Below are 11,832 nucleotides of genomic sequence, written 5' to 3'. Positions count from 1 at the left end.
AGCCCTACAGTATTTCAAACCGTTGCCTATCGTCCATAACGGCACGATTGATCCGCCGAAATATACCTATCAAGGCGATAACTGGTCGCTCCGACCCGAGTCCGGTTCTCTGGGTGTCATCATGGGCGGTGTGCGATATCCGGTTACGACGAATAACCTCGATTGGGGTATTCGTTCGGACAAGGATATCAGCCCTCTGTTGGAATATGGCATCGACTTGTTCCTGCCTATTGGTGCAGTGGGTGTAGCGCTGTCGCGTGAACAGCTTTCATATAACGAGAAGACCAATAAGGTCTTGAAGGAAGCGCTCAAGTCGATCATCGAAGACGTTACTGCCACGTTCGCGACGATGTTTGATAGTGAGCCCACCGTATGGGAAGCCCAGCGCAAACTGGGTGAAGAGATAGGAACCGGCTATCAGCCTCGTGAAAAGCTGCTGGCGGGCCATGCGAAATACAAGGGCCAGCCTCTGTCGCAGTTCTACTCGTTCCCCGAGCGCGTGGTGTCCCAGCTTGGGCAGCACCCGTTCCCAGCCTCGCTGTGGTACATTCCTGACATTAGCGATTACCGTCGTAAAACGACTCGCGTGACCAAGGTGGATTGGAAAACTCCGCGAGAGTTAGGTTCGGTACGACCCAGCAACATCGCTCAGATTGTTGTTGATGATCTGCCGGACGAGAACAAGTCTCGTGCCGTTGCCAAGATCAAGGTCTTTGTCGAGGGTACTAGCCAAGACAAGGCCACGCTCGTGCTTCGTGCAAATGAACGCACCGACAAGAAAGCAATTGCTGCTCTTCTGGCCAAGATGGGTTCACCGGCGAATGTCGTTTATACATCAACACTGCCGGAACCTCCGAAGCACGCAAGTGCTCGGAATACTAATCGTCCCCGAGTGCGCATGTTCGGCTACGACGGTGCAAAAATCCAGCAAGGTTGGCACAAGGTTCACCCTGACAGTCTGGTGCCGAGTGATAACAAGCGAGGCCACGTCTGGGAAATCGACTATGCTGATCAGCCCGACGGCGGGGTCATTGTAGTCATGTCTCAGTTCAGGCTACCGAACAATTTCTATTACTACATGAACTCTGGTCTATTTGAATACACTGAGCTTCATTTCGTCAACGAAGGTGATTGGAAGAAGCTTGACACCACAAAATGGACTAAGTTCGAGGACGAGTTTAATAAGCGTATCAATGATAAGCTTGCAGCAATCCCTGAATTGGGTGAGCGTCTTGCCATTGATGCGGCACTCGGCAACCGGGATGACCTTCGAAAAGTCTCGGAAACTGGCAGACTTTCTGCAAAGGAACTTGCTCGCCCATATGGTAAGCTAGTTACTCTGTGGGAAACCTACGTGAAACCGCTCGATGAAGAACAAAAGCGGCTCACTCCCTATGTAACAGTCAAGCTGCCAACTGGCGTTGATCCTAAAAAAATCATCGAACAGTTCAACGATAAACAGCCAGACGCGCGTATCCTGTTAAACGTACTCAACCTCGATCAGGACAGTCACTTAGACTTGTTCATTCGTAATCTAGAAGGAGCCTATCATGGCTGTTGCTAATATTCAGTCGGGCAAGACCATTACGGTAGTGGCCGATTTCAAGCCGCATGTTATTGCGGAAACCCACCCGAACTACACCAAGATCAAACAGATGGTCAACGACCCGGCTACGACTGAGGCGCAAATCTTGCCTCTGCTCGATATCCCGAAGGCCATCGAAACATTCACCGGTAATCTCGTGCAGGTGAAGAACGGCAAGCTTTATTACAAGGGCTTCGAAGTTCGCAACTCGCTGGCGCAGACCATTCTTCGGTTCGTCCATTCGGGTGACGAAGCAGCGGCTGGCCCGCTCAAGCTTCTGATGGAGAAGGTTCAGCAGAACCCTGATCCTCGGGTGCGTGATGACCTGTACGACTGGCTTGTTGCAGCTAAGCTGCCAATTACACCAGACGGCGACGTGCTGGCGTGGAAGGCTGTGCGAGAAGATTATCGTTCTATCCATAGTCCGCATGATGAACGCTTTGATCACCGCCCCGGCAACTTTGTCGAGCAGGATCGTTCCGAGTGCGACCCCAATCCGAACCAGACATGCAGCAGTGGTCTGCATTTCTGTGCTGCAGATTATCTGCGCGAAGGATATCGGAGTGGTGGCAATCGTCTTGTGATCGTCAAGATCAATCCTGAGGATATCGTGGCGTTTCCGAACGACTATCACCTTCGCAAGGGTCGCGCCGCCAAATATCAGGTGGTCGGTGAAATTCCGTTTGAGCAAATCAACGAGTACTACGACGCGAAGAAGGTCGTGCATACCGCCCCGCTGGTAACGACGCCTCAGCCAAAGCCAACTACCAGCCGGTTTGCTGTGGGTCAGGTATGGACTACCCGCGACCGTCGGCAAGTTCGCATCACACGAATTGCCAAGGGTTACATCTATACGGATGGCACGCCGCGTCTGAAATCAAACGGCAGCCAACATGGTATTGGTATTTTCAGTGGTGATGACCTGATTACGTTCGTTAAGTGATCAAGAGGGGCGGGTATGGTGCCCGCCCCCAATAACTACAAAAAGGATTTTTATGGACGACGAGTACTTTATTACCCTTACCTTTAGTAACCGCGAAGCTGGTCGTCTGCTCGCAGGGTTGCGCGAACGTAAACGCAAGATCGAAAAACAGATCAAACGGCGCGGTGATGACTTTGACCCTGAATTGGGTAAAGGTGCGATTTTTGCCCTAGATCAGATCAAAGAGATCACTGATCGTATAAACAAAGCATTGGATCGACACCGCGATGGTGGGAGCTAATGTAGCAAAGTACGCCTTGGCTGTTATCGATATGGTCGAGGCGGAAAAACATCTTGAAGAGGCCCGAAAACTCGGGCCTCGACAGGTTAAGATGGCATCCATGACTTGGGATGCTAAGGCAAACAACCTCTATAGAGAGGCGAAAAGGATAGCCAATGAAACACATCTTTCACGTCGCTCAAGACGCGATTAAAGCCAATGTCAAAGACGGAGGGGATCGTCCCGCAGTCATCGACCGTACCTACAAAGGTGGCCGAAGAGTACATGAACTTGGCATCACAGATGCTGAGGGAAACATCGTTGCTCGGATTATTCAGCGTACCGATAAACCACTTTCTTGTGGTGCCCGCGTCTGGATCGAGTCCCAGCATGAACCCGTGGTTATACGAGAATGAAGGGCAAATTCGCCATCACCGTCGGCGCCCCCGGATCAGGGAAGTCCACTTGGGCTGACCAGTTCGAGGGTCACGATACGCTACGTATTGAGCGCGACCGCATGCGGGTGGCGCTTTTCGGTAGCCAGCGTAATTATTGGGACCAAACTGACGTTTTTAATGGTGATCGTACTCGGCATCGTAAGCTGTCGGCGATTGTCGGTTCCTCTATGGCTCGCGCGATGGACACTGCCATTAATCTAGATACCCACAAAAATTTCATCATGTCCGACACTGGCGCTCAGTGGTCCTCAGTTATGAGGTTCCACGAAAGAGCACGAAGGGCTGGACTAGAAATCGAAGTCAATTTCTTTGACGTTCCTTGGGAAATCCTGATGGAACGTAACAAGCTCCGGGAAGGCACTGACAAAGCTGCTCCCGAGTTTTTTATCCGTGACACTTATGAAAAGGTCATGGGTCTCAAGCCGACCGACCGCCAGTGGTGGAAGGAACCTAAACTGTACGACAAGTTCATTGTTCGTGATGAATACGGGAATGTGAAAAATGTCTGACGAAAAACACTTTGAAGTTGGAGAAGCCGTTGCCAAGCCTAAAGGCTATGCGTTTGATGGGTTCATTGTCTCTCGGTTTCAGAACCGAGCCGGTCACATTCGATATGTGGTTGAGCACGCTGAAATTGCAGGCATGCTGCATATCTTCTCGGCGGCTCAGCTAATCAGCAGGATCATCCAATGAACCTGACATGGCTTAAAGATGACGAACGCTTTGTTCGCACAGAAACTGAAGCTAAGAAGTCTGGTCAGGACTGGGAAACTTATGACATTCCTACGACAAGTAAGGATGCCATGATGGACTGGCTCAACAATTGGCACCGTAAACCGGTGGCTGCACCAGAGCCGCAGGAGATACGACCGCCTGTCGCAATCTCGATACCGAACAATTTTCCACCGCCTCCGACACCCAATTTGGATGTGATCGAAGTCATCCTCGAAAGCGGTGGTGAAAAAGTTATCAACATCCTATATACCGCACTCGAACGTCTGGGCGAGTTACGCACAGCCGGGTATAATCAGTTACGAAAGATACTAGCGGATGACCCAAAAACCCGCACGTCCCTTGAGCGGGGCTTGGGCTACCTTCTCACGGAAGTGGCTCCATCCGCCCAAACGACCGGCGAAAAAGGAAGCCCTTGATCGGATGCTTGACAACCGGCTAGGAACTATGGCTCGCCGTAAAAAGTTAGAACCCTCGAAGGAGAATACCAATGGCCGATAAGTCTGTCACTTCTACCGAAGCGCCTGCCGCTTCCACCCCCGCCAAGACCTCCGCTCGGGAAACCGAGTATAAGGTCGTCCAGAAGAATGATGACAACACTGTCATCCTCGAACTGCAAGACGACAGCGGTCGCATGATCCCTGCTGAAGTGCCGGAAGGCATCGAAGTTCGTAAGGGTTCGCTCGTTACCATCACCAGTGATGGTGAGGACGAGAGTGGTGCTCCGCTGAACGCCAAGGTAGCTAAGGCTAAGTAAGTCTAAGCTGCATGAATTTTACATGAGCCTGCGTTTGCAGGCTCATGTTTTATCTAGGAAATTTCCATGAACAAAAACGAATCTCTTGCCGCGCTGTACCGCGAGGCAGGAATTAACGGGCTGCTATCGCCGCCCGAAAGTAATCCTAAGGTCGCCAAGAACGGTAAACTGGGTGTTGCAGCAAGTGTGCTCCACTTAGCGGCAGGCGACATGAGCGGACATGAAGTATGTCCAAAGCGTAGCCCCGGTTGTTCTGCTGCTTGTCTGATGACCGCAGGTAATCCTGCGTATTTGCAGGGTAAGACGCAAGCTAGGATCAAGCGCACGAAGCTTTATTTCGAAAATCGCGATCTGTTTATGAACATTCTCGTACTGGAGATTGCGAAGGCTATCGAGAAGGCCAAGGCGGCGAACATGGACCCGGCTTTTCGTCTTAACGGCACGAGCGATATCGTGTACGAGAAGAAGAAATTTAAGCTTTATCCGTGGGTTGCTGAGAAATTGAACCTTCGCCACTTTGACAACACAGGTACGATCCTAGAGCTGTTTCCAGATGTGCAGTTCTACGACTACACAAAAATTCCGGGACGTACTCCACCGCCTAATTACCACCTGACGTTCTCCGAAAGCGAAATCAACGCTGAGGACGTAGCCAAGGAGATGGCCCGTGGCCTTAACATCGCGAGTGTGTTCCCTATTAAGGCGGTTCCCAAGACTCACCTTGGGCGACCCGTTATCGACGGTGATGAGCATGACTATAGACCCGCAGACCCCGCAGGTGTCATCGTCGGGCTCAAAGTCAAAGGACTCGGCAAACAGGACGCAACGGGGTTCGTCCACACATAAGGTAAAATCATGAGCCGCAAGGAAATCCTCTTGGAACGCGACAAGAAAATGCGCGAACTGGTTATCGAAGGTCGGGCCGCTTCGGAAATTGCCGAGCGCCTTGGTCTTGAAGAGGACTATGTCCAGCGGCAGGCCAGTCGTATTGCCGATGAGCTTGGGATCGTTCGTGCGAAACGTCCCTCGCGCATGGATAAAACCCCCTTCGGCATGTCTGCCGATAGCCAACGACTACGGAGAAATCTTGGGAATGAATTATACTATCTCAAGCAAGACGATAATCTCCATAAACTAGAAGTCGCGGAACTTACGGGTATCCCACAAAAAGCCCAGCTTGGAGCATGGGAGCGCCCGCACAATTACAATTGGTCCATTACCCAGATCGAGCGTTTAGCTCGGGCAAGGGGCCGCGACTTCACCGAGTTTATGATGGAAATGCTGACCAAATGATTATCGACAAAGGCATGGAGTACTGGCGTATAGCCAAACGCTTTCACGCTAACCGGCACTACAAAATGATGAAGCCTGTGGCTGTCTCTGACATGGACACGCTGGTGAAAACCAGCAGCAGTCCGGCTGTGCGGAAACATGCCCAACGCTTTATTCATCGCCACCAAAAAACTTCACCACGTAACTTCCCCAATGGTGATGGACCACGCGTTGCGTAAGTCATAAGCAGGGGGTTCACACTTTTTGGAGAACCCCTTGCTATGCTAGCTGCAAGCCCTTTTCGTTCCACGTTCAGCGAGAACATCTTTCAAAATAAATACGCACACGATGGTTGCGAAACATGGGATAAGCTGGCTAACACGCTAGTTTACGAAGTGTGTGGCCGATATATGAACCTCGGCGATATGCAGCAATTGATCAAGTATATCGAGGAAATGAAGTTTCTCCCCGGCGGTCGATATCTGTATTACGCCGGTAGAAATAAGAAATTCTACAACAACTGCTACTTGCTCAAGGCTGAGGAAGACACCCGCGAAGACTGGGCTAACCTTTCATGGAAGTCCGAGAGCGCGCTCATGACTGGTGGTGGTATTGGTGTTGACTACAGCATCTACCGTGGCGAGGGCAGTCCTCTGGGTGACACCGGTGGTGTTGCATCTGGTCCCATTCCTAAGATGGAAATGACCAACGAGATTGGTCGTCGTGTCATGCAAGGCGGTTCGCGTCGTTCAGCGATCTACGCTAGCCTGTCTGCCGAGCACCCCGATGCTGAGAAGTTCTTGTTCGTCAAGGACTGGGAACGGTATCCAGTACCCGGCACTAACCTGACGCTGGCCGATCTTAAGAAGCGGGACTTCAACTGGCATTGCCCGCTGGACATGACCAATATCAGCCTAAACTACGGTGATAACTGGCTGCACCATTACGAGTCCACTGGTGATTATGGACATATCTTCCGCACCAACGTGCGGCAGGCTCTGAAATCTGCCGAACCGGGCTTCTCATTTAATTTCGGTGAGAAGGCCAACGAAACGCTGAGAAATGCCTGCACGGAAGTGACAAGCGCTGATGACAGTGACGTGTGCAATCTTGGCAGCTTGAACGTAGGCCGTATCGAGAGCCTCGACGAGTTACGGGATGTCATTCGTTTAGCGGTCATGTTCTTGATCTGCGGCACTCTGCGTGCGCAGCTTCCGTATGAGAAGGTGTACAAGGTCCGTGAGAAGAACCGCCGCCTCGGCCTCGGCCTTATGGGCGTCCATGAGTGGCTCATTAAGAAAGGATATCGCTATGAAGTCACCCCAGAACTCCACGACTGGCTCGCCGTCTACGAGTCCGAGTCTGACCGAGTTTCAGCAAGATTTTCTGACCACCTTGGGATTAGCCGACCCGTTGCCGTCCGTGCCATTGCTCCTACTGGCACTATTGGGATTCTCGCAGGTACGACAACTGGTATCGAGCCTCTCTTCGCCGTCGCCTATCAGCGGCGTTATCTCAAGAACGGAACCGAGTGGCACTACCAGTACGTCGTAGATGGCACGGCTAAGGAATTGATCCAGCGCTATGGGGCTAACCCGGATAATATCGAGAGCGCGGTGGACTTGGCTGCTGACTACGAACGCCGCATCAAGTTCCAAGCGGACATTCAGGACTACGTTGACATGTCGATTTCCTCGACGATCAACTTGCCTCAGTGGGGGTCCGACCTTAACAACGAGGATAAGGTAGATGATTTCGCCACTACCCTTGCTCGTTATGCTAAGAGGCTGCGTGGGTTCACTTGCTATCCTGATGGTGCTCGTGGTGGACAGCCTCTTACTCCAATCCCCTACGAAGAAGCCATTCGATACGAAGGCGAAGAATTTGCCGAACAGGTCCACGATATTTGTGAGATTGGCGGCAAAGGCGGAACCTGCGGTTCATAATACCCCGTAACATTGCCCAATTAATTTGCCTGATCCTGCGTATCACACCGATATGCAGGGTCTATTTTTGTGGAGGCTATATGGCCAACAAGCTACGAAGCATCCTGCTACAAAGCGGGAACCTTTTTGATTTCGATAACCCCGAGCTTTCCACCTTCACCGTGAAGGACATAGCTCACAACCTAAGCCACATATGTCGCTTCGCTGGAGCGTGTGACTATTATTATTCCGACGCTCAACACGCATACAACACGAGCCTTATCGTGGATGACGGCTTTGAATTTGAAGCCCTCCATCACGATGATGCCGAAGCTTTCTACGGAGACATGACGACATGGCTCAAGGAGTTATGCCCGGACTACAAGAATCAATTGAAGCGCGGCGAAGATACCGTGAGCGATTTCCTTGGGTTACCGCGTGGTATGTCTCCGCAAGTGAAGCTTGCCGACTATCGCATGCTGGCGCTGGAGAAGGCCGCGTTGTTTCGGAAGTCCTCAAGCATTGAGGGTTTTCACCATCTAGTTGACCTCGACATGGATATTCCGCCTGAAAAGCTGCGTCGCGTAAAGTTGGAACCCATGTCACCCCGCAAGGCCAAGCGCCTTTATATGAACCGCCACTGCGAATTGCTCGGAATTAAGCGGTCGTGGTGGGATAAGACTAAGGATTTTATCAATGCCTGATATGACTTTCAAAGAATACGAAGACGGCGCAGTTTCGACCGCTATCTACCCCGGACAGGGCACTCCAATCGGCCTGATGTATGTTGCCCTCAAGGGAGCAGGCGAGGCCGGTGAGTTTGCTGAGCATGTAGGCAAAGCCCTGCGCGATGACGACATCGTGCATTCGGATAATTCTCGGCAGCCTTGGTTCCAGTTCGATAATCTAACCGATGATCGCCGCGCGTTGCTGCGTAAGGAAGTCGGTGACCAGCTTTGGTACCTTGCTGCCAAGGCTCGTGAACTAGGAACCAGTTTGTCGGATATCGCAGCAGAAAATCTGGCCAAGCTCGCAGACCGCAAGAAGCGTGGTGTGCTAGGCGGTAGTGGAGATACACGCTAATGTGGCCTAAACTCAACGAAGCTATCGCCTTTGCTGCACTTGCCCATAGCGGGCAGGTGCGCAAGTACACTGGCGAACCCTATATCGTGCATCCCATTGAAGTCATGCAGATTTTGTATGACAATCTCGACGCAGTGAGTGAGAATGAACTATGTGCAGCCGTTTTGCACGACGTTATCGAAGATACGCCCGTTTCCTTGGAGACGATCAGAGAACGATTCGGGCTTGAAGTTGCAAGTCTAGTCTATGAACTGACTGAGCCGAAGATCGAAGGCAACCGCAAGTTTCGTAAACAAGCGGAAGCACAGCGACTGGCTGGTGTCTCTTGGGAGGCCCAGACCATCAAGTATGCTGATCTGATTTCGAATACCCGCAGCATTGTGGCTCACGACCCTAACTTTGCCAAGCTCTACCTTGCTGAGAAAGCTCATCTGCTATCTGTCATGACCGAAGGTGATCCTAAGCTGCGGCTAGAAGCCGAGCGTTCTCTGGCGCAAGGTCAAGCGGCCTTGTCACTCGATAGTCTGGTGAATGAATGAGCTATACCTATACGCTCGCCTCTGATCTTCATATGGACACCGGGCATCACACCCGGTTGTCCGATATGGACTGGGGCAAGAACATTATCCTCGCGGGCGATCTTGGCAACGGCCTCGGCAATTTCAAATGGGTGAACAAGCTCAAGGCCAAGGGTCATGAGATATTCGCCGTCGATGGCAATCACGAGCACTACGCCAATCGTAATGCTAAGCGCACGCTATATGAAACCGAAGATGCTTTTTATAAGCATCTGGATCAAGGCCGAGTGAAGCAAGTTACCGACGATTTGTGGCTGGTCGGGACAAACGGCTGGTATGTCGTCGAGGACGAGTTCCACTGGAAAAATTATATGAATGACTCCAAAAACGGAGCATTCGATGCTGATACTGTCAACAAAGCTGCCTTTGCTCACGCATTGTTTATGGCGGGTCAGCTTGCCGAATTGCCTGAAGGCCACCGGGCAATTGTGGTGACCCATACGGCTCCGTGCGAAAAATCTCTTGATCCTCGCTACGCAGGACACGAGAGCAACGCATATTACTTCAATCCGATGATGGCGAATGTCATCAAGGATTTCAAAGACAAGATTGCCATTTGGCATCATGGTCACACCCATTATCCGATGGATGTTGAGTTCGAAGGAGTTCGCATCCTTACGAACCCGCGTGGTTATCCGCGTGAGAACCCGCTATGGAAACCGATTGAAGTCAATGTCTGACACACCGACTCTCCGTGATAAGCAAGTAGAGCAGCTTTCGTTCTACATTGCTAACCCTAAGTGCCTCGATCTTAGCGATCCGGGCACCGGGAAAACACCGCCTTGCTGCGTCTATGCGTACTACGTGTGGTCGCGCCTGAATAAGATGACGCTGTGGACTATGCCTAAGTCCCTGCTGAAAAAGAATATGAAGGAGATGCTGCGGTTCACGGAGTTTAGTCCGAAAGATGTAGTCATTCTTCGGACAGACCGAGCCAACCTGACCCAGAAGTGGACTGGTCCTACGATACAGTCCACCCGGCGAATTGCGACTTGGGAACTTGAGGGTGGCGTAATGAGCCACACGCTGCGCTATGGCCCGCCAAGAAAACGACTTGAGCTTCAATACCGCGACAGCGAGGGCGCGCTTCGGCTATTAAAAAATGGCAAAGAAGCAACATTAGACTACGATGGCGATAAGATCATTCGCTATACGGTAAGTCCAAAACTTGGTCCCGATGGAAATCCCATTAAACAATGGATTGATGTTCCTGAAAATTTCAAGGACTTGATTGCTGACGCCGCAAACAACGGTGCCAAAGTTGTTATTTGCACCTATCAGTTTGCTCGCGAGCATTGGGAGCGCTTGTTCAAACATTTCGACATCGACTTGTTCCTCGTGGATGAATTACACATGGGGTATGGTGGGCCGAATAGTGCGCTGACCGAGAGCTTCTATTGGATCAACAAAAAGGTTAGCCGCTTCGTCGGTATGACCGGCACGCTGATCAATGGTCGCCTCGATAGTGCTTTTCCGGCCATCCATGTTATTGAACCACGCTACTACGGTAGCCTGCAAGGTTTCTACTACGAACACGCAGCGGTAACCGATGATTATGACCGGGTTGTGTTGTGGATGAACGAAGCCAAGCTGCGCGATATTATTGAGCGACACTCTATTCGTCGGACGTTTGAGGAAGTCTATGGAGAGGAACCGGTTGTGTTCTTCACCCAGTACGTTGACATGACCGATAGCGTGCGCGCTGAATACGACAAGTTCCATGAGCAGGCTATGCTCGAACTTGAAGATGGCAGTGTGCTTGACGGCACTATGCCGGGTGTTGCCCTCACCCGTGCTCGCCAGATCATGGCTCACCCTGAGACGATGATGCTTGGTAAGCAAGGAGAACAAACCGGTAAGGACGAGCGCATTGAGTTGCTTCTGAACGAGAACGTCAAGACGATCATCTTCGCCGCCCTGCATCCTGAGCAAGAGCGCATTCGTGACCTTGCCTTGTCTATGGGCAAGCGTGTGGCCATGATCAACTCAGACACACCCGGCAATGTGCGTGAACGTATCAACGAGCAGGCAGAAGCCGGTGAGTTGGATGTGATTGTAGCCTCCGGAGCTACAGCGGCTGTTGGTTTTAACTGGGAACTGTTCGATCTGGTGATCTTCGCCTCGATTGATTTCCTCGATGTTAACATTCTGCAGGCATATCGCAGAGCAAGCCGTGGTAACCGTACCAAGCTGCTCCGCGTGATCTTCCTGCAGTATCGCAATTCGGTTGATCAGAAACA

General features: G+C 51.5%; 17 protein-coding genes. All 17 read left to right on the top strand.

What is annotated here, in order from left to right:
- Nucleotides 1-1,564: hypothetical protein (locus ACTHJR_RS18115; protein WP_440524777.1), on the top strand; the 1,564-nt coding region annotated here is incomplete at its 5' end.
- Nucleotides 1,551-2,528, top strand: a complete 978-nt coding sequence (locus ACTHJR_RS18110; RefSeq protein WP_440524775.1) for a hypothetical protein — start codon at nucleotides 1,551-1,553, stop codon at nucleotides 2,526-2,528. The genes ACTHJR_RS18115 and ACTHJR_RS18110, both read left to right, overlap by 14 nt.
- Nucleotides 2,529-2,580: 52 nt before the next feature.
- Entirely contained in the window at nucleotides 2,581-2,808 is a 228-nt protein-coding gene (locus tag ACTHJR_RS18105; RefSeq protein ID WP_440524774.1) for a hypothetical protein, read from the top strand.
- Between the two features lie 155 nt (nucleotides 2,809-2,963).
- The gene (locus tag ACTHJR_RS18100) at nucleotides 2,964-3,203 is read left to right on the top strand and encodes a hypothetical protein (protein ID WP_440524773.1); all 240 of its coding nucleotides are present in this window, start codon (nucleotides 2,964-2,966) and stop codon (nucleotides 3,201-3,203) included.
- Nucleotides 3,200-3,754 (top strand): AAA family ATPase, encoded by a 555-nt coding sequence (locus tag ACTHJR_RS18095; RefSeq protein ID WP_440524771.1) that lies wholly within the window; start codon nucleotides 3,200-3,202, stop codon nucleotides 3,752-3,754. Before ACTHJR_RS18100 ends, ACTHJR_RS18095 begins: the two co-directional genes overlap by 4 nt.
- A complete protein-coding gene (locus tag ACTHJR_RS18090; protein ID WP_440524769.1) occupies nucleotides 3,747-3,938 on the top strand; it encodes a hypothetical protein in 192 nt (63 codons plus the stop codon). The genes ACTHJR_RS18095 and ACTHJR_RS18090 overlap by 8 nt, the downstream gene beginning before the upstream one ends.
- Nucleotides 3,935-4,396, top strand: coding sequence for a hypothetical protein (locus ACTHJR_RS18085; RefSeq protein ID WP_440524767.1), 462 nt, complete (start codon nucleotides 3,935-3,937; stop codon nucleotides 4,394-4,396). Before ACTHJR_RS18090 ends, ACTHJR_RS18085 begins: the two co-directional genes overlap by 4 nt.
- A gap of 71 nt (nucleotides 4,397-4,467) precedes the next feature.
- Nucleotides 4,468-4,734 (top strand): hypothetical protein, encoded by a 267-nt coding sequence (locus ACTHJR_RS18080; protein WP_440524765.1) that lies wholly within the window; start codon nucleotides 4,468-4,470, stop codon nucleotides 4,732-4,734.
- 66 nt (nucleotides 4,735-4,800) lie between these two features.
- Entirely contained in the window at nucleotides 4,801-5,580 is a 780-nt protein-coding gene (locus ACTHJR_RS18075) for a GP88 family protein (RefSeq protein WP_440524763.1), read from the top strand.
- A gap of 9 nt (nucleotides 5,581-5,589) precedes the next feature.
- Nucleotides 5,590-6,027, top strand: coding sequence for a hypothetical protein (locus tag ACTHJR_RS18070; protein ID WP_440524761.1), 438 nt, complete (start codon nucleotides 5,590-5,592; stop codon nucleotides 6,025-6,027).
- Nucleotides 6,024-6,245 carry a hypothetical protein gene (locus ACTHJR_RS18065; protein WP_440524759.1) on the top strand — a complete coding sequence of 74 codons (222 nt, stop codon included), beginning with the start codon at nucleotides 6,024-6,026 and terminating at the stop codon, nucleotides 6,243-6,245. Before ACTHJR_RS18070 ends, ACTHJR_RS18065 begins: the two co-directional genes overlap by 4 nt.
- A 171-nt stretch (nucleotides 6,246-6,416) precedes the next feature.
- Nucleotides 6,417-7,952 (top strand): hypothetical protein, encoded by a 1,536-nt coding sequence (locus tag ACTHJR_RS18060; RefSeq protein WP_440524758.1) that lies wholly within the window; start codon nucleotides 6,417-6,419, stop codon nucleotides 7,950-7,952.
- 80 nt (nucleotides 7,953-8,032) lie between these two features.
- Complete coding sequence (locus tag ACTHJR_RS18055) at nucleotides 8,033-8,635, top strand: hypothetical protein (protein WP_440524756.1); 603 nt, start codon at nucleotides 8,033-8,035, stop codon at nucleotides 8,633-8,635.
- Nucleotides 8,628-9,014 carry a nucleoside triphosphate pyrophosphohydrolase family protein gene (locus ACTHJR_RS18050; RefSeq protein WP_440524755.1) on the top strand — a complete coding sequence of 129 codons (387 nt, stop codon included), beginning with the start codon at nucleotides 8,628-8,630 and terminating at the stop codon, nucleotides 9,012-9,014. The genes ACTHJR_RS18055 and ACTHJR_RS18050 overlap by 8 nt, the downstream gene beginning before the upstream one ends.
- Nucleotides 9,014-9,553 carry an HD domain-containing protein gene (locus tag ACTHJR_RS18045; RefSeq protein ID WP_440524753.1) on the top strand — a complete coding sequence of 180 codons (540 nt, stop codon included), beginning with the start codon at nucleotides 9,014-9,016 and terminating at the stop codon, nucleotides 9,551-9,553. Before ACTHJR_RS18050 ends, ACTHJR_RS18045 begins: the two co-directional genes overlap by 1 nt.
- Nucleotides 9,550-10,272 (top strand): metallophosphoesterase, encoded by a 723-nt coding sequence (locus ACTHJR_RS18040; protein ID WP_440524751.1) that lies wholly within the window; start codon nucleotides 9,550-9,552, stop codon nucleotides 10,270-10,272. The genes ACTHJR_RS18045 and ACTHJR_RS18040 overlap by 4 nt, the downstream gene beginning before the upstream one ends.
- Nucleotides 10,265-11,832, top strand: a 1,568-nt coding sequence (locus tag ACTHJR_RS18035; RefSeq protein WP_440524749.1) for an SNF2-related protein, incomplete at its 3' end; no start/stop codon positions are given. The genes ACTHJR_RS18040 and ACTHJR_RS18035, both read left to right, overlap by 8 nt.

Source organism: Sphingomonas sp. (genome assembly GCF_051962185.1).
Classification (GTDB): Bacteria; Pseudomonadota; Alphaproteobacteria; order Sphingomonadales; family Sphingomonadaceae; genus Sphingomonas.
The sequence above is the reverse complement of the archived record's forward strand: the minus strand, read 5'-3'. Positions and strand labels throughout refer to the sequence as shown.